The organism is Actinomycetota bacterium, assembly GCA_041658565.1.
In the GTDB taxonomy this organism is placed as follows: Bacteria; Actinomycetota; AC-67; order AC-67; family AC-67; genus JBAZZY01.
Map to the genome: position 1 here is coordinate 37,997 of JBAZZY010000007.1, position 26,411 is coordinate 64,407.

The window sequence follows — 26,411 nt, forward strand, 5'->3', positions numbered from 1 at the left end:
GCGGTCAGGATCATCCCTATGACGGAAGATGTCCGGCGCTATCGCCTGCGTCATCGCACTCGGCCCGTCGATGTGTGGGTCGCCGGTGACGGACCCCCGCTGTTGCTGTTGCATGGCTGGGGGCTTTCCGGGCGCGCCTACCGCTCGACGCTAACCGCGCTCGCCGCTCTGGGTTGGCGGGTGTGCGCTCCGACCCTCACCGTCGCGTACCATTGGTCGATCGAACAGGCTGCCGACATGGCCGCCGAGGCCATGGCCGGCGTCGATGCCGAGCCCGCTCCGGTCGTCGGACACTCCTTCGGGGGCGCCATAGGAGCCGAGTTGGCCGTCGATCACTCCGAGTTCGTCACAGCTCTCGTCGCGGCGGACTCCCCCCTGGTCTCACTGGGAGGCCTGCGCATCGGCAAGATCGTGATGCCCGGCGGGCACTACCGGCTCGCGAACTTGCCCGCCGCGGGCGCCTTGCTGCGAGCCGCAACAACTCCTGGAGGCCTGCCGAGTTTGCTGCGTTCGGCTCGGTGGTTCGTCGGCGTGGGTCAGGAACGCACGTTGCGCCGGCTGGCCGAAATGGGTCTGCCGCGCGCAGTGGTCTGGGCCGCGGACGACTCGCTGCTTCCGCTTGCCGTCGGCACCCGTTCCGCGGAACTGCTCGAGTGCAAGCTCATCGTCATCCGTGAGGGCAACGGGTGGCCGGGCGCGCACCCGCCCAACCATGACTGGCCCTTCAGCGAGCCTGCGCACTTTGCCCAAACGGTCAGCGACACCTTGCGCGGACTGCTGGGGAAAGCAGGAGTCCCGAAGAAGCAGCCCCGCATCAAAGAGCGCGACAGCTGATGGGCCACGACAAGACGCCCGCCTGTCGAGCCGTGAAAGCGGGCGCTACCCCAACAAGGGCCTGCACGCGACGCGCGGCTCACGGGTCGCCATACTGCCGCGCGCACACGATCACGCCCGGATCCGGCGCCGGTACCGACTTCGAAGAATGGCGCGCGGCGGCACTGCGCACGATCGCCAAGCACACTCCGGGAGGAAAGCACACTCCGGGAGGACGCAAGGAATCGCCGAACGGCCCGGGTAACGCGTTCGACGAAGACCTCGTTCGCATGCTCCTTCCGGGGGCGCTCCCGCTCTACACGCTGTGGTGGCGCGTAGAGGTCCGCGGCATCGAAAACGTCCCGACTGCGGGCCCTGCGCTGATCGCCGCCAACCACTCGGGAATGCTTCCCGCGGACGGCGCAATGCTAAAGGTCGCGATGCTCAAGGAGCACGGTCGCAACCTATGGATGCTCGCTGCCGACCTGGCGTTCCGCATCCCGGCATTCGGCGAATTCGTGCGGGCGGCCGGGAACGCTCGCGCCGACCACGCCGAAGCCGTCGGGTTGCTGCGCGCGAACGAATTGGTCGGCGTCTTCCCCGAGGGGTACAAGGGAATCGGGAAGGGATGGTCGGAGCGATACCGCCTGCAGCGATTCGGCCGCGGCGGTTTCGTGCGCGTAGGCCTGGAGACCGGCGCGCCGATCATCCCAACCGCGATCGTCGGCGCCGAAGAGGCCTACCCGATGATCGGGAATCTGGGGTCCCTTGCCAAACGGCTCCGACTTCCCTACTTCCCCATCACCCCTACCTGGCCGCTGCTCGGACCGCTTGGAGCGATTCCATTGCCGAGCAAATGGGTCATCGCCTTCGGCGAGCCCGTGCCGACCGTCGACTACGGACCCGAGGCGGCGGCGGACGCGCGCTTAGTCGACGAGATCACCCGCGACGTGCGCGCGCGCGTCCAGTCACTCGTGTACGAGACCCTGGCCCGGCGCGGCGGGGCGTTTTCCTGACTCTCGGTCTTGCCGACGTCTAGACGGTGCGCTTGTAAGCGAACACTTGCGCGAACAGGTCCTTAGAGGACTGCGGAAGCTCGACCGGACCCCCGAGCATCTTCGCGTAAACGTAGATGAGCGCCGTGCGCTCGACCTGCTGGCAAACGTGGAACGCCGACGCGAGGTCCTTGCCGACGCACACCATGCCGTGCGAAGCGATGAGGGCTGCGTGCGAAGTCTCGCCCATCGCCCGAGCGACGTTGTCGGCGATCTCGTCGGTCCCGGAGATCGCGTACTCCGCGACGCGAACCGCGTCGCCGACGTACACGCCGAACTCGTCGAGGAACCCGGGAATCTCGATGCGCGCGGCCGCGAACGCGGTCGCAACCGTCGGGTGCGCGTGGATCACTGCCTTGACGTCCGAACGAGCCTTGTACATCGCCAAGTGGACCTTGTGCTCGACCGACGGCATGCGCTCGCCCTCGAGCACGTTGCCCGCCAGGTCCATCAGGATCGTGTCCTCGGGACGGGTCTCCCGATAGGCCATCGACGACGGCGAGATGATGATGCCGTCTTCGACGAGAACACTGACGTTGCCGGCGGTGCCGACCGTCAGGCCGGTCGATTCCATCTCGATGCCGTAGCGGACGACCTGCTCGCGCTGCTCGGGATACCTCATCACGCACACCTCGTTCAAAGTAGTTGTCCAATACGCGTGGCGGAGGCTTCCATCACGGCGGCACGTTCCCGCCACGCGGCGTACAAGGAAGGGTAGCCGTCGTCGTCGCGAGGCGCGACTCGGCGCCCGCGATCGCACATGGCATCCGCTGCCTCTTTCACACCCCCAAAATGGTCCGCCGCTGCCGCGATCGCGGCTCCCAATCCTGAGGAGTGCTCTTCGTTGGCGACGCGCACCTCCCGCCCGGCGACTCCGGCGAGCGTGGCGACGAAGGTCTCGGCCCGGGATACGCCGCCGCACACCGACAGGGACGCAGGCTCGCCGCCGGCCTCGGACAGCCAATCGAGGCCGGCGCACGCGCCGAAGGCAATCCCCTCGAACACCGCGCGCGCCACGTCCGGACGCCCCCTGCCGAGCGCGAGCAGCGGGACCGGGAACTGCCAGCCGCCCATTCGCACCAGCCCGAAATCGGACGCGTTGCTCGGGAAGGAGTCGAAGAAACCGACGCCTCCCGCCCCTGGGACGCCGTCGGCGGACTCCCGCCCCATCTGATCGGCCGAGATGCCGAGCAACCCTGCCGTCCAATCAACCGCTGCGCCGGACTCTCCGCAGTGGGCCTCCTGAACGAAGCGACCCGGCGTCGCGTGCGGCGAAGTCCAAAGTCTGCCGGCCGGATCCAAGACCGGCGCATCGACGATCTTCTCGCACAACATGGTCGTACCAGCCACGACGATGGCATCACCAGGTTCCACTACGCCCATTCCGAGCGCCGCGCACTGCGTGTCCGCCCCCGCCGGAACAACCGGAGTGCCGGGCAAGAACCCAAAAGCATCGCCTCTCACCGAACCCGCTGCAGTTCCCGGCACCACGATCCGCGGCAACAGGGCAGCCGGTACTTCCAGCGCCGAAATCAGCTCCGGACTCCAAGCGCCGGCCGACACGTCGTAGACGAGCATCTCGGCAGCCTGCGTCGGGTCGGTGGACACCTCCCCGGTGAGCCGCCACACTACCCAGTCGCTGAACGAAAGCGCGGCGTGTGCGCGCTCGAAGACCTCCGGTCGGTTGGCGCGGATCCACGCCAGACGTGCCGGGAAATACAGCATCGCGGGCAGACGGCCGGCCGTGCGGTAGATCAGCGGCCCATGTTCACGTTCTTGCGCGAGCCCTTCCATAATCGCGCGCCCGTCGGCGTTGGGTCCGCTGAAGATCTCGCGTCCGTCGGCGTCCAGCAGTACGACTCCGGAACGCTGAGCAGTCACACCTACCGCCGCGATCTCCGTTCGATCGCACGACGACAAGGCCTCGGCGGTTGCCTCGGCGAGCGCCGCCGAAGCCCGCTCGGGATCGAGCATCGGAAACCCCGACTCGTCGGCTGCGTACGTCCACCGACGAGATCCCAGCGCAACACGGCGTCCGCCTTGATCCACGACGAGACAACGACACCCGCTGGTAGCGATGTCGATCCCTGCGAACAGGGTCACGCCTGCTGCGCTGCCTCAGGATTGACGACCGAGTCCGGCATCCCGCCGGCAAGGACGTCACGGATCCCTTCAGCGATCTGCGAAGTGTGGTTCTGGATCGTCTCGATGGTCGCACCGCCGATGTGCGGCGTCAGCACGACGTTCGGCATCGACACCAGCGGATGATCCGGTGCCAGGTACTCGTGCTCGAAGTGGTCCAAGGCGGCTCCGGCAAAGCGGCCGTCGCGAAGCGCCGCCAAGAGCGGCTCCTCCTGGGCGATGCCGTAGCGCGCTGTGTTGACGTAGTAGGAACCGGGGCGCACGCGCGCAAACTCCGCCTCCCCGATCATCCCGCGCGTTGCCGCGTTCAACGGAGCGTGCACGCTGATGATGTCGGAGGCCTCCATCAGGTCACCGAGGTCGGCAATGGGCTCGATTCCGAGGGCACGGACGTCCTCGGCGGGAACGAAGGGATCGTAGGCAAGAACGCGCGAACCGGTGGCCTGCAGGATCTTGGCGACCACGCGAGCGACCGCACCGAGGCCGACTAGACCGACGGTTGAACCGGCGAGTTCGTGGCCCTTGTAGCGCTGCTGCGGAATGCGACCGTCGACGACCCAACGCCCGGCACGAATGTCGTCGTCGGCGGCGACGATCGAGCGGAGCAGGGAGTACATGAATCCGATGGTCAGTTCCGCCACCGCGACCGCATTGCGGCCGGGAGTGCGAATGACGACGATGCCGTTGCGCGTCGCGGCGGCGACGTCAACGTTGTTGGGGTCGCCTCGGCAGACACCGAGGAACCGAAGACTCGACCCGTCGAGCACTTCGGCCGACAGGAAATCGGCCTCGACTATCAGGATCTCTACGCCCTCGAGCCTGGGAATGAGTTCATGGGCGGCGTGCAGCTTGATGGGAACCTGGTCGATCCAGGGATCTACGGTGACCTCGCCAAGCGACTCGAGAATCTTGAGTCCGGGGCCGGCGAGCGGGGCTAGCGACAGGATCTTCATAGCGCGGCAGTTTACCGGGTCGGCGAATCGGTCGTGTCGGCAGGCCGATGTGCCGCCTGCCGGTCGACGGCAAAGGCGATACACGAATCCCGCATAAGCGGCAGGGTCTTGAGCAACGCGCGCCGCATCCGATCGTCGATGTCGCGGGGCATGTCGTGGCCTATCGAAATGCGGTACACGTGAAACGCCGCCGCCAGCATGTCCGAAAGGTGAATGCAGCCGTCCGCGCGGGGAATGCGATCGCGAAGCAGACTCCGAATCCCGGGCGCCAAGATGTTGGCTCCGACCAGGGAATCCAGGGAGTCCAGCGCGCGCGGGCACACGGCGTAGGGCGCGCGCGCGATCTGCCCCGCCGAGGCGAGAATCGTGCCGCTCGGGTCCAGCCGCACCGCGACGCGGATTGAGTGGAAGTCGTCGTCCAGTTCGCAGATCAGGGTCGACCCGCCGTCATGCCGGTGCACCCGAGTTCGCACGTCACGGGCAAAGCGCGCCGGTTCCCGACCGACCCCCGCCGCAAGCCGCTCGTACTCCGCCGAAACTCCGGCGGAGCTTTCCGACGCGTCCGTCCATCGCGGTTCGAATTGTCCGTCCATTCCCACCCGTCCTTCTGTATTCAGGCCGGCCGATGGTAGCGTGCCGGGCCGTGCGCGCGGCAGGCAGGACCCGACGCGCGCACGTCGAAGTGAATGCCCGAGAGCCGACGCACGGGAGGACGTAATGCGAAACCGAATGCTCGCGCTGGTCGCGCTGGTCGCCGTGATCGCCACAACCGCGATCGCTCCGGCACAAGGCAACGACTACAGCGACCCGGACTACGCCGCCACCGACCTCAAGAACATGCAGCAGTCGATGGGACGCAACGGCGAGCAAGTGAGCGATCCCGAGTTCTTCCTCCGCGTGCAGCAGGAGACGACCCAGCATCACACCGAGGCGCTCCTGGCACAGTTGCTTGACCCGACACACCCGGCGATCACCCCAGGAACCTTGGCCCCGGGGTGGGACACTGCGAACCCCGACTACTGGACGAAGTACCGCGAGATGAAGGCCGCGAACTTGGTTCGCGACGTCAAGTTCCGCGCGCGCACCGGCGCCGTGCTCAAGGGTCAGGTATGGCGTCCCGAGGGAACCGGACCGTTCCCGGTGATTTCGATCACGCCGGGAAGCGTTCAGGCGACGGCAACGATGTACTGGTGGGCGGCCGAGAACTTCGCCGAGCGCGGATACATGGTGTTCACGTTCGATGCCCAGGGTCAGGGCAGTTCCGAGACCTTCGGCCATGAAGACGACGACAGCGAGACGCCCACAGATGAAGGATTCCCCTCGCAGCAGGACATCGGTTTCCTGCACGCGACCGTCGACGCGGTCTCGTTCCTGCTGTCGACCCCGGACCTGCACTACAAGAACGCGTACGAGGAGAAGGACGCAGCCGCCCACAACGACATCTTCAATCCCTTCTGGGACCAGGTGCAGTACCTGCCCGACGACAAAGCGAACATCGGCCTGGCCGGGCATTCCTACGGAGCCCAGGGCGTCAGTTTCGCGCAGGACCCCGCGTACAACACGGAAAACGTCGGCCACATCCGCACCGTCGTGGCGTGGGACAACCTCAATGCCGACTACACGCCGCACGTTCCTGCGATGGGGCAGAACGCCGAGTCCTTCGTGCAGCCCTCCTTCAACCCTCAACGGCCCGATCCTGAATCCAAGAAGACCGCGTTCGAGAAGTGGCGCGCGGCCGGAATCGACACCATGCAAGTCGCGACGCGCGCGGCGACGCACATGGAGTGGGCCTACGTCCCTTACGCGGTCGCGGCATCGAGTTGGGGCAACGCCATAGTCGATCACTACACGTGGGCGTGGTTCGATAAGTACCTGAAGAACGACCCCGACGCCGACGCGCGCCTTCTGACCAAGGCATACACGGCGCCCAGCAACGCGAGCTGCGGCGGCGAGGCGAACTGCTACTCGATCTACTACAAGAACGCGTACGCGTTCAAGAACTTGGATCGCACAGCGGACTACTACTGCGACGACGTCGCACACATCGTGAACTCGGACCCCTGCGCAGACACAGACTCCTGATACAGGGCTCTTCCGGCTGGTATACAAGCGGCGTGAGAACGCCGCGCCCGACCATCGTCGCCGTCGGTGGACTGCGACCGCACGCCGCAGCGGTTCACCCGATCCTGGATTACGTGCTGAACCTGTGCGGAGTGGCCCGCCCCAGGGTGTGTTTCCTGCCGACCGCGAGCGGCGACGCGCTGGAAGCGATCGTGACGTTCCATGATCGTTTTCCGGCCGTACGTTGCGAACCAACGTACGTGTCGTTGTTTCGGCGCACGATCGATGACCTACGCGCGCACCTGCTCGCGCAAGACGTGATCTTCGTCGGCGGGGGGAATACGGCCAACCTTTTGGCCGTCTGGCGCGCGCACGGCCTCGACGCGATCCTGCGTGAAGCATGGGAAACCGGCATCGTGCTTGCCGGCGGCAGCGCCGGCTCGCTGTGTTGGTTCGAGTGCGGCACGACGGACTCGTTCAACCTCGACCGGCTCGCGCCGCTCCACGACGGGCTGGGGTTCCTGCCCGGCAGTCACTGCCCGCACTACGACGGCGAGGTGCAGCGTCGGCCCCTGTACCACGCCCTGATCGCGGATGGATTCCCCGAAGGCTACGCCGTCGACGACGACGCCGCGATCCGCTTCGACGGAACTTCGCCGGCCGAGGTCGTCAGCGCGCGCGGCGGAGCGACCGCATACCACGTTGCGCGCGCCGAGGATGAGGTCGTCGAGACCCCGCTGCGCGCGCGCCTCCTCGGCTGAGGCGCGCGCCGGACCCACCCGGAACCGCTAAGACCTCGCGATGATCATGCGCTGGATTTCGCTCGATCCACCGGCAATGCGCATCACGCGCACCAGGCGATACAGCCGCTCGACGACGTTGCCCTTCATGTAGCCGGCACCACCGAAGATCTGAACCGCGCGGTCCGCGACGCGCCCGACCATCTCGGTGGCAAACAGCTTCACCATCGAGATCTCCTTGAAGACATCCTCTCCTGCATCGGCCCGCTGAGCGGCGTCGTAACACATTGCCCTCGCGGCATAGATCTCCGTCTCGGAGTCGGCGATCATCCACTGGATGGCCTGGTTGTTGTAGATCGGCTTTCCGAAGGCGATCCGATCCTTGGCGTATTCCTTGGCGTGCTTGAGTGCCAGTTCCGCCATCCCGATCGACAGGGACGCCATCGTCAAGCGTTCGTTCCCGAGGAACTGCATCGCGTAGTAGAAGGCCTTGCCGGCTTCACCGAGCAAACTCGACTCGGGCACGAACGCGTCGTCGAAGAAGACCTCGGACTGGATGTCGTCCCCACCCATCGAGTGCTGGATCTGGCCGATGCGATACGCATCCTTGTCCACCAGGAACATCGAGTAGCCGCCGCCCTCTTCACCTTCGACGCGCGCCATCACCTGCAGGAAGTCGGCGAAGGGAGCGTTGGAAATGAAGTGCTTGGACCCGTTGAGGATGAACCCGCCTTCGACCCTGCGAGCCATCGTGCGAATCGCCGCCAGGTCGCTGCCCGCATCGGGTTCGGTAAGCGCGATGCCGGTCGTCTTCTCACCGCGCATGAGCGGCAGGAGGTACTTCTCACGCTGCTCGGGGGTGGAGAGCGTCCCGATCATCTTGTTGGGACCGAAGGGCAACTCCCCCAACATCATCATGCACAGGTGGCTGTTGCCGCGCGCCACCTCCTCGCGGACCAGGCACATCTCGTACTCGCCGATGCCTTGGCCGCCGACCTCTTCGGGCATGAACATCGCGAAGAACCCGGCCTCAATCGACTTGAACATGACATCTTTGCAGATGTCGAACACCTCTTGGTCGACCTCGCCGCGCGCGAGAAGGTCGCGGTGCTTTTCTTCGAGCGGATGCACTTCGCGCTCAATGAACATCTTGATGGCCGCGACGAGTTCGCGGATTTCCGGCTGAATGTTGTGGTGCATCTAGATCAACCCCAGTTCTCTTCCGATGATCAGCCGCTGGATCTGGTTCGTCCCGCCGCCGATCGGACCGAGCAGCGAGTCCCGAACGAATCGCTGCATATCGAACTCACGCAAGTAGCCGTAGCCGCCCATGACCTGCATCCCGTCGATGCAGACCTTTCGCGCGGTTTCAGTCGTGTAGACCTTTGCTTGCGACGCCGCGAGGTTCACGCCGGGCATGTCGTTGGACTTCAGCCACGCGGCGTAGTACGTGATGAACCTCGAGGTCTGCACGCCGATCGTCATGTCGGCCAGGATCTGCATGATCATCTGGTACGAGCCGATCTTCTTGCCGAACTGCTTGCGCTCCTTGGCGTAGCGGAGCGCGTCGTCGGTGGCGCGCGCCGCAATCCCGAGGAACTGCGCCGAGATCATGATGCGCTCGAGGTCGAGCTGCCTCATCAGTTGAATCCAACCCTGATTGAACATCTCGGGTCCGCCCATGATGTTTTCCCTGGGCACGCGCACATCGTCGAGGAAGACCTCGAAGGCGCCGATGAGTTCGGATCCGATCTTTCCGAGCCGGCGGTAGCGAATACCCGGCGTGTCCATCGGGACCATGAAGATGGTCATCCCGCCGTACTCGCCACCGGGAGCGGTGTTGGTCGCAATCATCATGTGTGTCGCGACGTCTACACCCGAGATCATGGTCTTCTGGCCGTTGATCACGAAGTCGTCGCCGTCGGCCACCGCGCGCGCCTCGATATGTACGGCGTCGGATCCGGCGTTGGGCTCGGTCAGAGCAAAACAACCACGAACCTCGCCGCGCGCGATGCGCGGCAGCCATTCGACCTTCTGCTCTTCAGAACCGTTCAAGTTGATCATCTCGCCGGCGAAGAATGCCGGCAGGATGAACACCGACGCGACAGCGGCGCTGCCGTACGCAAGTTCCTCCGCAGCGATGACGAACTCCATCACTCCGCCGCCGGAGCCCCCGTACTTCTCAGCGAACGGCAGACCGAGCAGACCGGTCTCGACAACCTTCGGCGTTAGTTCAATCGGGTAGCGCTGCTCGTCGTCCAGACGGCGATCCAGATCCGGCGGGCACTCACGCTTGATGAAGTCGCGAATCATCTCGCGAAAGGCTTCCTGTTCCTTCGTAAAGCTGAAATCCATTGGCTCTCCTATTCAGGACGGAACTTCGGGAGTGCGAGCGGGGTGTGGAACGCGTCTTCGATGGGCTCGTCGAACCACACGCGAACCGGCATTCCGATTCGAACTTCTTCCACTGCGACGTCGGTGACGTTGCTGGTCAAGATGGGACCTTCGTCCAAGCGGATGTCGGCAAGGACGTACGGAACCCGGTCTGCGAAGGACGGATGAAACGCGTGACGCACGACCGTAAAACTGAACACGGTCCCACAACCGGAGACGGCTTCCCAGACGAGATCCCGCGACCAGCATGACGAACAGCAAGGTCCGCCCGGGAGTTGGCGCGCGCCACAGGCCGTGCATCTCTGCACGCGAAGTTCGCCGACCAGCGTGCCCTCCCAGAACCCACGCGTCTCTTCGATCACCACGGGCGTCGTTCCCACGACGAGTTCGGTCATGGTGTGGGACATCTCAGCGCCCCCCCTTGGTCAGAACCAAAGTGGCGTGCGCCGCCTGGAACCCACCGTGGCCCGACACCACGCACACCTCGGCGCCGGGCACTTGGCGCGCGCCGCATTCCCCGCGGATCTGGCGCACCCCTTCCGCCAAGTGGTTCCATCCCGTCATGTTCGCCTCCGAAAGCATCCCGCCCGAGGTGTTGGTCGGCAACCTCCCGCCGACCTTCAGGTTCCCGTCGAGTGCGAACGGCCCCGCCTCGCCCTTCTTGCAGAAGCCGTAATCCTCTACGGTGATCAGCACCGTGGACGTGAAGCAGTCATAAAACTGCGCTACGTCCACATCTTGCGGGCCGATGCCGGCCATGGCGTACGCGCGCTGCGAGGAGCGCGCGCCTGCGAAGTGCGTGTAATGCGCGGGATCCTTCAAGCCGTCAAGGTTGTGCCCCGCACCCATGCCGGCGACAAGCACCGGCGGCTTCGCCAGATCGCGCGCGCGCTCGGCGCTCGTGACGACGATGGCGACGCCGCCGTCGGAGGCCCCGATCGTGCAGTCCAGCACCCGCAAAGGCTCGGCCACCATGCGCGAGGCGAGGTACTGCTCCATCGTGAGCGGGTCGCGGTACATCGCCGCCGGGTTCATCGTGGCGTGATGACGGAACGAAACCGCCACCGCCCCGAACATCTCGTCGGTCACCGCGTACTCGTGCTTGTACCGCATGGCGCTGCGCGCTTCCATCACCGGACCACCGGCCATGCCGTAGGCGATGTCGTCCGCCTGGCCCCGGCCCATCTGCGCAAGCCCGAACAGCATCGGCAAGCCGGTCTTGGCGTTCTCGCCGTAGACGCAGACGGCGACCTCGCACAGTCCGGCCGAGATGGCCATCGCCGCTTGTTGCACGAGCGTGATGGCGGTCGCCCCGCCGATGGAGATTGTTGAGAGGTAGTCGGTCTTCAGGCCGAGCATTCTCCCGAGCACGTGCCCGTGCAGAAGAAGTGGCTCAGAGAACTGCGGCTCGGTGAACAGGCCATCGACGTCATCTTTGGTTAGTCCGGCATCGGCCACGGCGTTGCGCACCGCCTCCGCCTGAAGGCTCCATGCGCTCCGCCCGGGGAGTTTCCCGAACGGCGTCGTCCCAACGCCGGCAATCGCAATCATGCCGGAGGTACTCATGGCGGCGAGTGTAAAAGCGGGCGCGCGCCGGTGTCAGTTCTGCCCGCGTGAAGGCCAACAACAAAGCGAGGGCCCGAAGGCCCCCGCCATTGCGCAATCCGCTCTACGGAGCGCAGTTGTCCGCGTTGTGCTGCGCGAACCCCTGAGCGTCGGTCTTGTGCGCGGAGTTGTAACCGCCGCCGGAGTGATCGTAGAAGGCCGGGCCGTCCGAGTTACCGGCCACTCGGTCGTAACCGTCGAGGCAGGAGTCGCCGCCTCCGTCGTTGTCGCTGTCGCCGTCGATCTCGATGTAGCCGTTCTCGCTGCCACTGACAAGGCTAACGCTGACGGTCGCCTTGCCCTTAGCCGGGATCGGAACCGTCTTGCCGACAATGGTGCCGTCGTTGCAAACCTGCAGCGACCCACCGTTGTTGGTGCCGTTGGACTTCGCCGCAACGATCGTGCCGGTCGGGTTCACCGGGGTCACAGCCTCTCCCGCACAGGTCCCGGATGGCTCAGTCGCACCGGCCGAGCCGAACGAAAGCGCGGCGACAATCGCCGCGGTGAGACCAAGCGCCATTCTTGCCTTGCTCATACCTTGCCTCCTTCGGGCGAGAGAGCATCGCCCGTCGCTTCTCGATTGGGGGGGCGCCGGTTGCCGCCACCCGCTGTGCGTACCGCTTCAAATCAGTTCGCTCCTGCCCGCCGTTCTCCTTCTCAACTACGAAGCGCAGTTCGCGGCGATCTCTTGCGCCCAGACATCCGGCTCCTGCTCCTCCGACCGCTGAGCACTCGGCTCGCTGGGGTCGTTGTCGTCGAAGTCGCCGTCGGGGGACTGGGTGAAGTGGTATCCCGCTCCGTCCACCGCTACGCGGACAAACCCGTCCATGCATGCGGGTCCACCGGTGTTGTCGGAGTCACCGTCCACTTCGATGTAGCCGCTTTGGCCTTCGGAGTCGCCGTGGAACGTCACGGCGCCCTTGGCGGGGGCCGGAACGGCCGTACCGTTGTTGCACACAATCAGATCCTCATCGGCCTGTCCCACTCCGACGCCGACGGGCGGGCCGGCAGCGAGAGGTCCTGCGTCACACGAATTGGACGGCTCGGCGTGCCCGGCACCGAAGGACAGCGCGGCGACTGTCGCGGCGATCACAGCGAGCGCTGGTCTCGAAATCTTCACAGCTCTTACCTCCTGCGCGGCGTCGCGTGTTGCGATCGACCGCTCCAGTTCTGCGTTGGGGAATCCGCAGGCGTTTTGCCCACACCTAAGGATTAGGCGTCATTCGCCCAAGTCTTTCCGACCTCGCCCAGAAAAAGCCGGATCAATACGAAGAACTGGACTCCGCGATCAAGCCAGACATTCGATCACGGTGGCGTTGCCCTGACCCCCGCCTTCGCACATCGTCTGGAATCCCCAGCGGCCGCCGGTGCGCTCCAGTTCGTGAAGGAGGGTCACCATGATGCGAGCACCACTGCAGCCGACCGGATGCCCAAGCGAGATCCCGCTGCCGTTGACGTTGACCTTTGCGTGGTCGATACCGAACTCGCGCTCCCACATCGGCACGACTGAACCCATGGCCTCGTTGCACTCCAGCAGGTCGAAGTCGTCGATCTTCATCCCCGAGCGCTCCAGGAGTTTCCGGGTCGCAGGCACCGGTCCTTGAAGCATCACGATGGGCTCACACGCCGCGACCGCGAAGTGCGCGAAACGAGCGCGCGGCCGCAGACCCAGCTCCTCCGCCTTCTCCCGAGACGCGATCAGCAGCGCAGCCGCACCGTCGGAGATCGGCGAGGAGTTCCCCGCGGTGATGTCCGGACAGTCCTCGCGAATCAAGGGCAGCGATGCGAGTTTCTCGATCGTGGTCCCCGGCCGGATGCACTCGTCGACCGTCATCACCTCCGTGGTCCCGTCGGCGAGGGTCACCGAGATCGGCACGATCTCTCTCGCGAAGCGACCTTCTTCGGTCGCCTGCGCCGCGCGCCGATGCGACTCGACGGCAAGAGCATCCATTTCTTCCCTGGTTACGTTCCACCGGCGCGCGATCTCTTGCGCGGCCTGGAACTGCGTGTAGAGGAACTCCCTGCCGCCGACGGCTTCGAGCCAGTTGTCGCTGAAGGCGAAACCAGGCTGCACCGCGTTGCTCCCAAGCCCGACGCGGCTCATCCCTTCCACGCCGCACGCGATAACCAAATCGTACGCGCCGGTCATGACGCCCTGCGCCCCAAAGTGCGCGGCCTGCTGAGCCGACCCGCACTGTCGATCGACCGTCGTTGCCGGAACCTCCCACGGCAACCCGGCGGCGATCCAGGCGTTGCGGGTGACGTTTGCCCCCTGCTCTCCACACTGGGTCACGCAACCGCCGATCACATCGTCGACCTGCACAGGGTCGATACCGGCGCGATCGATCAGCGCGCGAAGCACCGTGCCGAGCAGATCCGTCGGATGCACGCCGGACAACTTTCCGTTCTTCTTCCCGACGGGGCTACGAACCGCCCCAACGATGACCGCATCGCGCATGACCTCACTCACCCTTCCCGCGCGGCACAACCGCGCCCGTCTCCGGCGGCTCGTTTCACCGCCCCACTTCGGCGCAAGAGCGTAGCCAATCGTTGCGCGCAGACCCATGCGGCGCTACCGTCGCGCCGCATGCAAACCGTCACTGAGATCCCCGCAAATGTAGATCTACCCTTTCATCGGGCGCTCGGGATTCGTATCGGAGTGACTCCGCATAACAAGGGTGTCGCATGGGTCGACGTCGATCCCCAAGTCCACTTCGGCACCCGCTGGGCCCACGGCGGGCTCGTCGGCGCGCTGGCCGACATCGCAAGCGGCATCAGCGTCGCCATCGCGCTCGGCGAAGCCGCAGGCAGCATCGACGGCACCCTCGACTTGAAGATCAACTTCCTGCGCAAGGTCGTCGACGGAGATCTCACGGCCACCGCGACCGTCCTTCACCTGGGGACGCGGCTCGCGGTAACCGAAGTCGATGTGACCAACAAGGGAACCCCCTGCGCGAAGGCACTCGCGACGTTCATGCTCAGCAGGGACCGCTAAGACGCTCGAAGACGTATGCCTCGGTCAGGTAGGGGTGCGAGAACTCGCGGCGCCCGCGTAGATCCGGGTGCGTTGCGGCCAATTCACGCACGGAACCCAGGACGCGCGCACGCTCCTCCTCGGACAGCACTGCGACGAAACTCACCGAAGCCACACGCTCGACCAAGGACTCCGGCGTCAGGGTCTGCGCGTGGGCGAACTCGCGCGCGCCGCACAAGGCGAACAAGTCCTCACGCTCCAGTGGCGCGCGCCACGCGCCGTCGCGATACCGCGGGATCCGCACCTCACCTTCGAACGGCTCGATGATCTCCGAGATGCGCCGAACCCAGTCGGTGCGCTCATCACGCACGTTCCATACGACCGCCAGGCGCGCGCCCGGCCGCAGGACTCGGTGAATCTCCGCGGCGGCCCGGGATCCGTCGAACCAGTGGAAAGCCTGCGCGACGGTCACGCCGGCAAGGCTCTCGTCGGCAAGCGGGATGTCTTCGGCCGAACCGTTGAACGCCCACACCTGAGGCACGACGGCAGTGAGCGCGCGCCGCATCGCCGCGACGGGTTCCACCGCTACGCAGCGAACTCCGCGCGCCACCAAACCTGCGGTGAACTTCCCCGTCCCCGCGGCCAGATCGCACACCACCGCGTCCGGATCGCCGCCGACACCCAGCGCCTCGACGACCCAGTCGATCGCCGCGGCCGGATAGTCGGGGCGCGCGCGTGCGTACGCTCCGGCTGCAGCCTCGAAGCCGCGCGCCGCCGTCTGGTGAATGCGACTCTCGCTCATTGAAGGAAGTCGCGCGCGGTCGCGAGCCACAGTTCCGTGGATAGCCGCAGAGACTCCACGTCCACACGCTCGTCGTCGCCGTGGAACATCTGCGCGAAGTCGCTGAACGGGATCCGGTCGCTGAGCAATCCATAGCCGTACGCCTTCACGCCGATCGCCCGGAAATGGCGCGCGTCGGTCGCCCCGACGGTAAGGAAAGGAACCGTGCGGGCGCCGGGAACCAGCGCCGCCGTGGCGCGCGACAGGGTGCCCCACAGCGGTGTCTCCAGCGGCGACGCGCTCGCGTCGCTTGGGCTGTCCTCGACGACATCCACTTCCGCAGCGAGATCCCCCAGGGCTTCGTTCAACATCGCGCGGACCTCCGAGGCGGACTGCCCGGGCAGCGTGCGCACGTCGACCTGGAGATCGACGGAGTCGGGGATAACGTTCGTCTTCACGCCTCCGTGCATCACCGTCGGCGCGAACGTCGTATGCGTACACGCGTGCAGCATCCTTCCTTCACCCAACGGAAGGTTCTCGCACATGACATCGAACGCTTCCGGATCCAGAAGCGTGGCGCGCGCCTCGTCGGGGATCTCCAAGCGTTCGACGAATCCCCGCCAAACGTCGTGCATGACGGCCGGCGACCGAAACGCCCCGAGTCTGCGAACGACCTCTGCCGCCTTGATCAGTGCGTTGTCGGTCTTGAACGGCATCGACGCGTGTCCGGATGTCCCCCGCACGCGCAGCCGGCACCAGTACGTGCCCTTCTCGGCGATCATCACCGGGAGCACCGGCCGCGAGGCATCCCCCACCGGCATCCGCATCCCGCCGAACTCGGTGATCAAGTAGTCCGTCCGGACATCGTCGGCGACGTTTCGGGTCAGCCACTGCGCCCCGTGGGTCCCCAAAGCCTCCTCGTCCGCACATGCCACGAAGACCAGCGTCCCTCGGGGGCGAAACCCGGCGCGCGCAAGCGAACGGAACGCGACGGCCATCGACGACGTGGTGTTCAGCATGTCCACGGCGCCCCGGCCCCACACCTCACCGTCCACGAGTTCCCCGCCGAAGGGGTCTCGTCGCCAGCGTTCGGGACTCACCGGGACGACGTCGAGATGTCCCAGAAGCGCCAGCGACGGGGCATGCGGATCACTCCCTTCGATCCGCGCGACGATGGATCCCCTCCCGGGATGCGGCTCGTAACGCCGCAGGTCGAGTCCGGAACCCTCAAGGTAGGCCGCAAGGATGTCGGCGTTTCTGATCTCCCCGCCCGAATCCGCAGTCCCATCGTTGACGCACGCGTTGCGGATGAGGTGTTGCAGCAAGTCGGTGACTTCTCCAGTGGCGTCGCGCATTTGAGCAGCCTACGCCTCGACAAAACCGCCTCGCGTCGAACACTCGTTCGCCTCGACGGCGCAGTCCATCCCCCCGGCGCGCGCCGCCGATTTGTTCAACGTCGAACACTTCCCGAAACTGTGCTCGTGCCGGAAGAGACGAAGGCCATGCTTCGGATGCGCGATGTGTGTGCGCGCACCGGGCTTACGCGTTCGGCAATCCACCACTACATCCGCGAGGGGCTGCTACCCAAGCCCGAGAAGACCGGACGCAACACCGCCACCTACACGGAGGAATTCGTCCGGCGCGCGCAGCTCGTCAAGGCACTTCAGGAGAACACTCACCTCCCACTGGCCAAGATCCGCGAGACCCTCGACGGCGTTCCTGCCGGAACTGAAACCAACATCGATCCCGAGCGTTTCGCGGGGGTAACCCGAACCATCGCCGACAGCCTGCGCCTTTCCTCCGAAAGCGAGATCGAGCGCGCGGACCTCCTTGCGATGACCGGGCTCAAGCCCTTCGAACTCGACGCGCTGACTGCCGCGCGCCTAGTGGAATCCTCCGCGCACAACGGCACCGTTCGGTATTCGCCGCTGGACGCGCGCATCGTGATGGCCTTCGCGCGGATTCGTGACGCGGGCGCGACGGCCGAACGCGGATTCATCGGGGGACCCGCAATCGTTCGCGCGTATCGACACCACCTCACCGAGATCGCCCGCACGGAGGCCGCCGAAATGGTGCGCATGGCGGAAGCCCTGACCGAGATCGACATGGACGATTTCATGGAGAAGACATCGGAACCGCTCGGAGACCTGGTTGCGGCCCTGCACCGCAAGGCACTGGTTAAAGCGGTAACCGAGTTGCTGGGAAACGGGAGGAGATAGCGAAATGGGAGCACTAGAGGGCAAGGTCGCGATCGTCACGGGGGCGGGACGCGGGATCGGCCGAGGCGAGGCTCTGCTGCTCGCTGCCGAAGGCGCAGCGGTCGTCGTCAACGACCTCGGCGGTGAATGGGACGGCTCCGGAACCGACAAGCGCCTCGCGCAGTTGGTCGTCGACGAGATCAGCGCAGCCGGCGGGAAGGCCTCAGCCAACTACGACAACGTGGCCAATTGGAAGGGCGCGAAGAAACTCCTCGACCAAGCGGTTGAGGAATTCGGCAAGCTCGACATCGTCGTGAACAACGCCGGGATCCTGCGCGACAAGATGATGTTCAACATGTCCGAGGATGACTGGGACGCCGTCGTTCGCGTGCACATGAAGGGCCACGCCGCGACCACGCACCACGCGTGCGTCTACTGGCGCGCGCAATCCAAGGCCGGCGAAACCGTCGCCGGACGCGTCATCAACACCGCCTCGGAGTCCGGGCTGTTCGGGATGAAGGGCCAGGGCAACTACGCCGCGGCTAAGGCCGGGATCGCCTCGCTCACGCAAGTTACCTCGCGAGAGATGAAGCGGTACGGCGTCACGGCCAACGCGATCGCACCCCGGGCCCGTACGCGCATGATCACCAACACCTTCGGAGAGGGAGTCATGGCGCCTCCCGAGGACGACACCGCGTTCGACCAGTTCGCCCCGGAGAACGTCGCTCCGCTCGTCGCCTACCTAGCGAGCGACGCAGCCGCGCACATCAGCGGTCAGTGCTTCGTCGTGGTCGGTGGACTCGTGCAGCACATGCAGCCCTGGACGCCCGGCAAGAACATCGACAAGGGCGGCCGCTGGACGGTCGGCGAACTCGAACACGAGATCGCCAAGCTCTTCAACGGCGGTCCGACGTCTCTGGACTAACGTATCCACGCTTCGACGCCGACGCCCGCGCTTCGCGCGGGCGTCGGCGTTTTCGGTGCACGCGCAGGCCGAAATTGCTGGTCTATGAAGGAAACGGGATAAACATCCCCTAGCGGAAACGTAAGGTCGGATGCTACAAGTTGGGGAGGAGCCTGCTTTGACCCATACCGTCCGGATCACCGCGCTCGTCGCGGTCATGACCGCCGTGCTCACGGCCTGCGGCTCGCGCGTCGTGCCGTTGTCGCAAGGTGGTCTCAACCCGGCCGGCGTTCCCACCGGCGCATCGACACTCCCCGCCGGACTGGATGCCGCAACCGCAGACCCCGGCACGCTCGCCGGTGCTGCCGGAACCGCCACGCGCGCTTCGCGGCCGGGCGCCGGACCGGGATCGGCCGCGGCGCAGTGTCACGGCGGCGCAACCGACACCGGGGTTACCGCAAAGACGGTCAAGATCGGCATGATCGCGTCGCTCACGGGCCCACTGCCCGGCCAGTTCAACAGCGCCGTCGAGGCCGTCGACAGCCATGTGCGGATGATCAACGACGCAGGCGGAATCTGTGGACGCAAATTCGAACTGCTGATCAAGGACGACAACGGAAGCGGCGCCACCAACCAGGCGGTTGCGACCAAGCTTGCGACCGAGGACAAGGTGTTCGCATTCGTAGGCAGCGTCTCGGCACCCGACGACTCCGGCATCGCGCGCATCTCCAAGAAGCACAAGATCCCGGATATCGGCTTCCCGCTCACATGGGAACGGACGGAAAGTCCCTACACCTACGGTGTCCCGGGTCAAGTAATGCGCCGATACATCAGCACCCACACAAGCGGCACCGACTACCTCAACAAGAAGTTCGGCATAAAGCAGGCAGCTTTGTTCTGGCTGAAGGAAAGCCAGATCTCGATCCTTACGGCCTGGGCGTTCGAATCCGCGATCGAGAAATCGACCAACGGCTCGGTCAAGATCTGCCACGAACAGCCCGCCGGTGTTCTCGACAACAACCTCACCAACTACGTCGTCGCTATGCAAGGACACTGCCCCGCGTCGAATGGACCGCTCGCCGTGTACTCCATCATGGAGAACAACGCCAACGTGAAACTCGCGATCGCGATGCAGGAACAAGGGGTAAAGCCCAAGGTATTCGGTCTCACGTTCAGCTCGTACCTTCCCGCGTTCATCGAGCAAGGCGGAAGCGCAGCCGAAGGCACGTACCTCGCAATGCCGCAGCTTCCCTTCGAACGGCTCGAACGCCCCAAGAAGGAGTGGACTCCCGGCTCGTACGAAGTGAAGCGCTACCTCGACACGCTCAAGCGTTACTACCCACGCCCCTCGACGCTGGGCAGCTTCGGCGGACCGGGATGGGGAATGGCCTCGCTGTTCTTCGAAGGAGTGCGCGCCTGCGGCGCCGACCTCACGCGCGCCTGCTTCTTCAAGGCTCTGAACTCGATGGGTCCGTTCTCCGCCAACGGCTTGCTGTCGCCGGTTACGCCGAGAACCCGCAACATCTTCAGCGCCCAGCTTCTGATGCAGGTTCGCAACGGCCGCTTCGTCGAAGTCGAACCGTACGACAAGAGCGGACCGCGAGAAGGTCCCGACTTCTGGGAGTGGTCCCCGCTGTTCAACTGGCAACGCTACTTCTGCGACCACCAAAGTCAGTTCCCGAACGCCGAGGACAAGAAGGCGCTGGTCGACGAGTGCTAGGAACCGGACAAATGCGTCGGCTCGAATGAAAGCAACACCGGCAGAGGATTTCGCCGCACGAACGGGAAACCCAAGGGACCGCTAAGCGGAACAGGAGCCTGATGAGAGCCAAGGCCACCGCAACCGCAACCGCGCTAAGCGCCGCATGCTTCGCGCTGGTCGCACTCGCCCCAGCCGCGCGCGCTTCAGCGGTTCCCCTGGAGATCTATCAAGCCGGAGGAAGCGGTCAAGGCCTCGTCCTCACCGGAGCCGTCCGGCCCAGCGTCCTGGACCCCCTGGTGGAGGGCGGCGCGCTGGTGGCACGCAGCACGCTGAGTTCCCAGGGAGGCGGGTCGGGATACGCGCTCGCATCGCAGGTATTTCCCGGCACTCTGGTCGTTGGATTCGCCGGGTGTCTGGACTACCCGGCGATCCAGTGGGTCCAAGCAACCTACCCGGCTACCGGCGCATGCCCGTCCAGCGCCGAGAACCGCCTTGGTCGCACGTCGCCCTCGACGCAGGGCGCCGCCCAAGGTCACCCGGAATTCGACGCCCTGGCAAACCAACTGTTCGATCGCACGTCGCTCGACGTCGGCCACATCAGCGCCGACACAGGCAACGGCCGCGCGGAGGCGTCGGTCCTCACGAATGAGTTCGCGCTTCGCCAGGAGGCATCGGGAACACCGCTGGTCGAGTTCGCACAGTTGGATGCCCACAGCGGCGGGGCGCGCGCCGGCGCGCGCGTCGGCCACCGCGTGCGCGTCGCCCTTCAGGGAATCAAACTGCTCGGCGGCCTCGTGCGTATCGAATCACTCGTTTCCACTTCCGAAACCGTCTCCGACGGGGTGACCGCAACCGCGAAGGCGCGCCTAGCTCTCGGCGACGTCACGATCGAAGCCGACGGAGCGCAGCACGCCGCAACGATCGACAGCGATGGAGTCCGCGTCACCGATCCCGCCTTGTCCAAGGAGCAGAACGCGAACCTCACGGAGGACCTGCGCGAAGACCTGGCGCGCGCCGGCCTGCGGATCTCAACCGGGCGCCTAAACGAGTCCGCCGCCGGACAGCAGGCCGAAGCGTCGGTCGGCGGGCTGCAGATCTCCGTCGCCGGACGCCTTCCGTCAATCGCCGTGCCCGAGGAAGCCGCCCCCGTGTTCGGAGCACTCATCGACAACGTCAAGACACAGTGCGTGTGGGAACTCGAGCCGCCACAAGCGCCCCAGGTTCCGTTGTGTTTCGGATCGGGCGCCGTTCCGCTCGGCGGCAGCACGATCGCGCTCACGATATCCATCGGCACCGCGGACTCCTACAGCGTCGGCAGTCGGATCCCCCTCGCCGGCGGCACAACCTCGGTTCTGGGGAGTCACTTCTGGGCCAAGGACTCACCGCCGGCTGCTCCAGGCGTCGATTTCGCGTCTTCTCTCAATTCCTATCAGGACACTCCCCCGGCGCAGCCAACGGGTCCGGTGACGCTGCCGCCGTTGTTTGGACTCGCAGCCCGCATGCCCTCCTCGGCCCTTGCGTTCGCGGGCATTGCCTTCCTCATCCTTGCTCTGGCTTCGGCATTGGGTCCATCCTTACGCCATGCCGGACCGGGTCGGAGCGAATGAGGGCGCGCGCGCAACGGAGGTGGCGATGAAGATCACGCGCTACCGGCAGCAATTGCGCGAGCAGTGGCGAGCGATCACACCGATCGCGCTGTTTGCTGCTGGAGTCATCCTGGTGTTACTCGGCTGGTACGGCGCGGCCCACACGAACATCATCACCGAGCAGATCCCCTACCTGATTTCCGGAGGTCTGCTCGGCCTCGGGCTGATCATCGTCGCCGGAATCCTGTCGGTCCAGACGTCGATCGAACGCGACAACTCGGAATTGCGCCGGGTTGTCATTCGAGCGCTCGCGAACGCGGCCGCTCCGAACGGCTCGACGCCGGACGACACACCTGCGGCGCCCAGGATCCTCACCAATGGTCATGTCTTTGTGGTTCCCGGCGGACGCAGCTATCACGCACCCGGGTGTCCAATCACGGAGGGCAAGGACGGCACCGAAGCATTCGTGCTCGCGCAGGCTGCGGCGGCCGGATACACCGTCTGCAAGCTCTGCGGAGACTGAGCCTCCCCGCCCTCGCCTATGCAGATCTTCATTCGAACCATCCTGCTGGGAGTCGTAAGCGGCAGCGTCTACGCGCTGGCATCCACCGGACTCGTCCTGACGTACAAGACTTCAGGGGTGTTGAACTTCGGCTACGGCGCCTTGGCGCTGTTCACCACGTTCGTCCACTGGCAACTTTGCGTCGGGTTCGGTCTGCCGGTCTGGATGTCGGCAATCATCGTCGTCGGTATCGTCGCGCCGGCGCTCGGCGTGCTGCTGGACCGGCAACTGTTCCGCAGGATCGAAGGGCAGCCGCAGATCATCGGCGTCATCGCGACGGTAGGGCTGCTCGTGCTTCTGCAGGGAGTCGTGATCCTGATCTGGGGCGGGCAGACCAAGAACGTTCCGTCGATCTTTCCGCGAGGGACCCTTCGTCTTCCCTTCGGCGTGAACATGGGCGTCGACCAACTCGGCGTGCTGCTGGTTGCGGCAGGCGCGGCCGGGGGCCTTGGGGCAATGCTGCGCTACACAAAGCTCGGGATTGCGTTCCGAGCCGTCGTCAACAACCGCTCCGTCGCCGGACTGATGGGCATCAACACGGGAGTCGTTTCCGGACTTGCATGGGCCCTGGGAACATCCTTCGCAGCGCTCATGGGGATCCTGCTGACACCGCGGCTGCTGCTGGACCCGAACTTCCTCCCTCCGTTCATCATCGCCTTCGTACTCGGCGCGTCCGTCATCGGCTACCTGCGCAGCCTTCCCCTCGCATACGCGGGGGGGTTGATGATCGGAATCATCCAAGCGTTGTTCGTGCAATACGCGTCCAGCCAGGGATTGCTCGGAAAGATCTCGGACGCGCTGCCGTTCCTCGTCATCACCGGAGCGCTGCTGCTCGCGCCAAAGGCCCTGCGCGCAGCCGGGCAGGGCGCAAGCTTCGTTGTGCGCACGCGCGAGGCGGCCGATCGCACTTCGGCGCGCGCGCGCGTGGGCGTCGCGCTCACGCTCTTTGGGGGACTCGCCCTGGTTCCCATGTTCGGATCGGCCTCATCCACGCAGTTCGTCACGATCGGATTGATCCATTCCGTAGTGTTCCTTTCGCTGGTCGTGTTGACCGGGTACTCAGGGCAGATCTCGCTCGGACACACTGCGTTCATGGGCATCGCGGCATTTAGCGCCGCGCACCTGGTTCAAACGCTGCACATCCCCGGATGGATCGCGTTTCCTCTCGGAGCGCTCGCAGCGGTCCCGGCCGGCGCCGTAATCGGACTGATTGCAGTGCGCATGCAGGGGTTGTTCCTTGCGTTGATGACGCTGGCCTTCGCGTTCATGGCGCAATCGCTGTTCTTCGAGCATCCGGCATTCTCGGGCGGCGAAGGTGGAATCGCAGTCTTACGACCGACGGGCTTCCGCGGGGACACCGCTTTCTTCTACCTCGCTCTTGGAACACTCGCGGCGGCGGCGGCTCTTGCGGTGAACCTGCGCACGGGACGCACCGGCCGCGTGCTTGCCGGGATGCGCGACAGCGAGACCGCGTGCCGCTCTCTGGGAATCTCGGTCACACGCTACAAAGTGCTGATCTTTGGGATTTCCGCGTTCATCGCAGGTATCGGCGGCGTCTTGGTCGGGATGATCCAAGAGCAGGCCACGTCGCGGACTTTCATCCCCTTCTACTCGCTGATCTTCATGACGCTTGCGGTTCTGGGCGGGATCTTTCACGTCGGTGGAGCGATCACGGCCGGTCTCGTGTGGGGTCTGTACCCGATGGTTGCCAATGCTTTCCCCTTCCTCTACCGCATTCAGTTGATCTTGTTCGGGCTCGGCGCGACGGTCGCGCTGGCCAAGAACCCCGAGGGCATGTTCGGTGAGTTGCGCAGAGCCGGCGCGGCGGTCTTGCGAGCCATCGACCGGCGCGCGGCGGCGCAACAACCCATCGATATCGATCCGGTCCCGGCCGTATCGGGAGGCAGCGAATGACCCGTCCGGCAGCCGAGCTTCGCGCGCAAGGAATCACGGTCCGCTTCGGCGGCCTCACTGCCGTCGACGACGTGTCGCTGACGGTTGCCCCCGGAGGGTTCGTCGGGCTGATCGGCCCCAACGGGGCGGGAAAGACGACCACCTTCAATGTCTTGAGCGGCTTCCAGACACCTACGTCCGGAAGCATCGTCCTGGGCGGGCGTGACATCACGTCCGCGAGCGCGTCGACTCGGGCGGGACTGGGAATGGGTCGGACGTTTCAACGACTGGAACTCTTCGGGCGCATGACGGTCCTGGACAACCTGCTGGTTGCCGCCGAAGCCAAGGAAAGCAAGTTGGGAGTAATCGCCGACCTGCTTGCACTCCCGCAGCGCCGTCGCGAGGAGCGCCGCTGCACCGGCCTGGCGCTTCGCGTGCTCGAGATGCTCGACCTCGAATGGGCCGGCGGGAGACGAGCCGCGGACCTCCCGGTCGGCACAGCGCGCACCCTGGAACTCGGACGCGCGCTGTGCGCGGCCCCGATCGTTCTGTTGCTCGACGAACCCTCGTCGGGACTCGACTCCGACGAAACCCGTTACTTCGGCCGGATCTTGCAACGCGTTAACGAAGAGATGGGCATCGGGATCCTGATCGTCGAGCACGACATGGATCTGGTGCTGGAGGTCTGCAAGGAGATCTACGTGCTGGACTTCGGAAAGCTGATCGCTCAGGGAGCGCCCACAGACGTCATGAACGACCCGGTCGTACGCAGCGCCTACCTCGGAGAGGAGGACGATGCCCCCGCTGTTGCGACTCCGTAACGTCGAAGCTCGCTACGGGCGCTTCGTCGCGCTGAAGAACGTCGCACTAGCGGTGCCCGAAGGATCGGTCGTCGCACTGCTTGGACCCAACGGCGTCGGCAAGACCACCCTGCTTCGCACGGTGTCGGGCATGCTGCGACCGTCGCGAGGCGAGATCCTGTTCGATGGCGCTCGCATCGACGGGGCGTCCGATCACGCCATCGCGCGCAAAGGCCTCACGCACATCCCGGAAGGTCGCGGAATCTTCGTCGGCCTGACGGTGCGAGAGAACCTTGCGATGGCGGCGTTCGGCGGAACAACCGCCGGAGCGCTGGAACGGGTATACGAACTGTTTCCCATCCTGCAAAGGCGTCAGAACCAGATCGCCGGCACGCTGTCGGGCGGCGAACAGCAGATGCTTTCGCTGGCGCGCGCCGTCATTCGCACTCCACGGCTGCTGATGGTCGACGAATTGTCGCTCGGCCTTGCACCCAAGATCGTCCACGAACTCTTCGACACCCTCGACGAAATCCGGCGGCTCGGCACGACGATCCTGCTCGTCGAGCAATACGTTCGCTACGCGCTGCGCATCGCCGACATCGTGACGATCTTGCACAAGGGTTCGGTCGCGTTCATCGGCGAGCCCGGCGAACTCGCGCGCGGAGCCCTTGCAGCGGCGTATCTCGGGGGCTCGCAAGCGACGTCGGCCCCGACGAAGGAACCGCCCGTCGCGAAGTTGCCCGCGCGCGCCCCGGCTCGCAAACGGCAAGCGCCCCGGAGCAAAGCCCCGGGGCGCACCAGTTCCATCAAACGCTAAGACGTCAGCGCGGCGGTCGCCGATCCCAGCACGATCGCCTTTCCGTCCTGATTGGTCACCGCCAGATCCATGTCCACACGGTTCTCCCCATTCTCGGTGGACTTCCCAGTGATCTTGGCCGAGAACGTGACGGTGTCCCCGGGCCAGATCTGTCCGCGAAACTGAGTGGAGAACTTGCGCAGGTTCGCCACGCCGCCGATCAACCGTGTCACGTATCCCGACAGCACTCCGGCGCTGAACATCCCATGTCCGAACACGCTCGGATACCCGACAGCCTGGGCCATGGTGTCGTCGTGGTGCATCGGGTTGAAGTCCCCCGAAGCCCCGGCGTACTTCACGAAGTGCGTGCGGTTGACGTTCTCAAGCACGAACGGAGCGACGTCCTCGCCCTCGGCGACGGCGTCGAACTGCAACAAAGGAAGTTCGCTCAT

Annotated in this window: 27 protein-coding genes; 13 read left to right on the plus strand and 14 right to left on the minus strand. The window is 65.4% G+C overall.

What is annotated here, in order from left to right; genetic code table 11:
* Nucleotides 1–18 precede the first annotated feature (18 nt).
* Nucleotides 19–834, plus strand: coding sequence for an alpha/beta fold hydrolase (locus tag WDA27_05875; GenBank protein MFA5890462.1), 816 nt, complete (start codon nt 19–21; stop codon nt 832–834).
* Nucleotides 834–1,829, plus strand: coding sequence for a lysophospholipid acyltransferase family protein (locus WDA27_05880; protein MFA5890463.1), 996 nt, complete (start codon nt 834–836; stop codon nt 1,827–1,829). Before WDA27_05875 ends, WDA27_05880 begins: the two co-directional genes overlap by 1 nt.
* A gap of 19 nt (nt 1,830–1,848) precedes the next feature.
* On the opposite strand, the gene WDA27_05885 is transcribed toward WDA27_05880, so the two are convergent.
* Genes WDA27_05885 through WDA27_05900 form a run of 4 tightly spaced genes read right to left on the minus strand, consistent with a single transcriptional unit; the run spans nt 1,849 to nt 5,556 of the window.
* The gene (locus WDA27_05885) at nt 1,849–2,490 is read right to left on the minus strand and encodes a class II aldolase/adducin family protein (protein MFA5890464.1); all 642 of its coding nucleotides are present in this window, start codon (nt 2,488–2,490) and stop codon (nt 1,849–1,851) included.
* 14 nt (nt 2,491–2,504) lie between these two features.
* Nucleotides 2,505–3,971 carry an FGGY-family carbohydrate kinase gene (locus WDA27_05890; protein ID MFA5890465.1) on the minus strand — a complete coding sequence of 489 codons (1,467 nt, stop codon included), beginning with the start codon at nt 3,969–3,971 and terminating at the stop codon, nt 2,505–2,507.
* Nucleotides 3,968–4,963 (minus strand): NAD(P)-dependent oxidoreductase, encoded by a 996-nt coding sequence (locus WDA27_05895; protein ID MFA5890466.1) that lies wholly within the window; start codon nt 4,961–4,963, stop codon nt 3,968–3,970. Before WDA27_05895 ends, WDA27_05890 begins: the two co-directional genes overlap by 4 nt.
* Before the next feature lie 11 nt (nt 4,964–4,974).
* A complete protein-coding gene (locus tag WDA27_05900; protein MFA5890467.1) occupies nt 4,975–5,556 on the minus strand; it encodes a DUF2889 domain-containing protein in 582 nt (193 codons plus the stop codon).
* 136 nt (nt 5,557–5,692) lie between these two features.
* On the opposite strand from WDA27_05900, the gene WDA27_05905 reads away from it, so the two are divergent.
* On the plus strand, nt 5,693–7,045 hold the full coding sequence (locus WDA27_05905; protein MFA5890468.1) for a hypothetical protein: 1,353 nt from the start codon (nt 5,693–5,695) through the stop codon (nt 7,043–7,045).
* 32 nt (nt 7,046–7,077) lie between these two features.
* Entirely contained in the window at nt 7,078–7,785 is a 708-nt protein-coding gene (locus WDA27_05910) for a peptidase E (GenBank protein ID MFA5890469.1), read from the plus strand.
* Between the two features lie 27 nt (nt 7,786–7,812).
* On the opposite strand, the gene WDA27_05915 is transcribed toward WDA27_05910, so the two are convergent.
* From WDA27_05915 to WDA27_05945, 7 genes are all read right to left on the minus strand, one after another.
* A complete protein-coding gene (locus WDA27_05915; protein ID MFA5890470.1) occupies nt 7,813–8,964 on the minus strand; it encodes an acyl-CoA dehydrogenase family protein in 1,152 nt (383 codons plus the stop codon).
* On the minus strand, nt 8,965–10,119 hold the full coding sequence (locus tag WDA27_05920) for an acyl-CoA dehydrogenase family protein (protein MFA5890471.1): 1,155 nt from the start codon (nt 10,117–10,119) through the stop codon (nt 8,965–8,967).
* Nucleotides 10,120–10,127: 8 nt separating this feature from the next.
* Nucleotides 10,128–10,553, minus strand: coding sequence for an OB-fold domain-containing protein (locus tag WDA27_05925; GenBank protein ID MFA5890472.1), 426 nt, complete (start codon nt 10,551–10,553; stop codon nt 10,128–10,130).
* A 13-nt stretch (nt 10,554–10,566) separates the two neighbouring features.
* On the minus strand, nt 10,567–11,724 hold the full coding sequence (locus WDA27_05930) for a thiolase family protein (protein MFA5890473.1): 1,158 nt from the start codon (nt 11,722–11,724) through the stop codon (nt 10,567–10,569).
* A gap of 103 nt (nt 11,725–11,827) precedes the next feature.
* The gene (locus WDA27_05935) at nt 11,828–12,298 is read right to left on the minus strand and encodes a hypothetical protein (protein MFA5890474.1); all 471 of its coding nucleotides are present in this window, start codon (nt 12,296–12,298) and stop codon (nt 11,828–11,830) included.
* Between the two features lie 126 nt (nt 12,299–12,424).
* The gene (locus WDA27_05940) at nt 12,425–12,883 is read right to left on the minus strand and encodes a hypothetical protein (protein MFA5890475.1); all 459 of its coding nucleotides are present in this window, start codon (nt 12,881–12,883) and stop codon (nt 12,425–12,427) included.
* Nucleotides 12,884–13,051: 168 nt separating this feature from the next.
* Nucleotides 13,052–14,221, minus strand: a complete 1,170-nt coding sequence (locus WDA27_05945) for a thiolase family protein (GenBank protein MFA5890476.1) — start codon at nt 14,219–14,221, stop codon at nt 13,052–13,054.
* 129 nt (nt 14,222–14,350) lie between these two features.
* Between WDA27_05945 and WDA27_05950 the strand changes: the two genes are divergently transcribed.
* Nucleotides 14,351–14,758: a PaaI family thioesterase gene (locus WDA27_05950; GenBank protein ID MFA5890477.1), complete on the plus strand. Its 408-nt coding sequence runs from the start codon at nt 14,351–14,353 to the stop codon at nt 14,756–14,758.
* On the opposite strand, the gene WDA27_05955 is transcribed toward WDA27_05950, so the two are convergent.
* Both WDA27_05955 and WDA27_05960 read right to left on the minus strand, forming a co-directional pair.
* Complete coding sequence (locus WDA27_05955) at nt 14,742–15,539, minus strand: methyltransferase domain-containing protein (GenBank protein MFA5890478.1); 798 nt, start codon at nt 15,537–15,539, stop codon at nt 14,742–14,744. The two genes, WDA27_05950 and WDA27_05955, sit on opposite strands and share 17 nt — an antisense overlap.
* Complete coding sequence (locus WDA27_05960; protein ID MFA5890479.1) at nt 15,536–16,873, minus strand: M20/M25/M40 family metallo-hydrolase; 1,338 nt, start codon at nt 16,871–16,873, stop codon at nt 15,536–15,538. Before WDA27_05960 ends, WDA27_05955 begins: the two co-directional genes overlap by 4 nt.
* Before the next feature lie 147 nt (nt 16,874–17,020).
* Between WDA27_05960 and WDA27_05965 the strand changes: the two genes are divergently transcribed.
* The 8 genes from WDA27_05965 (at nt 17,021) to WDA27_06000 (ending at nt 25,980) form a co-directional block, all read left to right on the plus strand.
* Complete coding sequence (locus tag WDA27_05965) at nt 17,021–17,737, plus strand: MerR family transcriptional regulator (GenBank protein ID MFA5890480.1); 717 nt, start codon at nt 17,021–17,023, stop codon at nt 17,735–17,737.
* Nucleotides 17,738–17,741: 4 nt separating this feature from the next.
* Entirely contained in the window at nt 17,742–18,641 is a 900-nt protein-coding gene (locus tag WDA27_05970) for an SDR family oxidoreductase (protein ID MFA5890481.1), read from the plus strand.
* A gap of 157 nt (nt 18,642–18,798) precedes the next feature.
* The gene (locus tag WDA27_05975) at nt 18,799–20,340 is read left to right on the plus strand and encodes an ABC transporter substrate-binding protein (GenBank protein MFA5890482.1); all 1,542 of its coding nucleotides are present in this window, start codon (nt 18,799–18,801) and stop codon (nt 20,338–20,340) included.
* A 101-nt stretch (nt 20,341–20,441) separates the two neighbouring features.
* Nucleotides 20,442–21,929 (plus strand): hypothetical protein, encoded by a 1,488-nt coding sequence (locus WDA27_05980; GenBank protein MFA5890483.1) that lies wholly within the window; start codon nt 20,442–20,444, stop codon nt 21,927–21,929.
* 25 nt (nt 21,930–21,954) lie between these two features.
* Nucleotides 21,955–22,431, plus strand: a complete 477-nt coding sequence (locus WDA27_05985; GenBank protein ID MFA5890484.1) for a hypothetical protein — start codon at nt 21,955–21,957, stop codon at nt 22,429–22,431.
* Nucleotides 22,432–22,449: 18 nt separating this feature from the next.
* Entirely contained in the window at nt 22,450–24,384 is a 1,935-nt protein-coding gene (locus tag WDA27_05990) for an ABC transporter permease (protein MFA5890485.1), read from the plus strand.
* Nucleotides 24,381–25,184, plus strand: a complete 804-nt coding sequence (locus tag WDA27_05995) for an ABC transporter ATP-binding protein (GenBank protein ID MFA5890486.1) — start codon at nt 24,381–24,383, stop codon at nt 25,182–25,184. The genes WDA27_05990 and WDA27_05995 overlap by 4 nt, the downstream gene beginning before the upstream one ends.
* Nucleotides 25,159–25,980: an ABC transporter ATP-binding protein gene (locus WDA27_06000; protein ID MFA5890487.1), complete on the plus strand. Its 822-nt coding sequence runs from the start codon at nt 25,159–25,161 to the stop codon at nt 25,978–25,980. Before WDA27_05995 ends, WDA27_06000 begins: the two co-directional genes overlap by 26 nt.
* On the opposite strand, the gene WDA27_06005 is transcribed toward WDA27_06000, so the two are convergent.
* Nucleotides 25,977–26,411, minus strand: coding sequence for a MaoC/PaaZ C-terminal domain-containing protein (locus WDA27_06005; GenBank protein MFA5890488.1), 435 nt, complete (start codon nt 26,409–26,411; stop codon nt 25,977–25,979). The two genes, WDA27_06000 and WDA27_06005, sit on opposite strands and share 4 nt — an antisense overlap.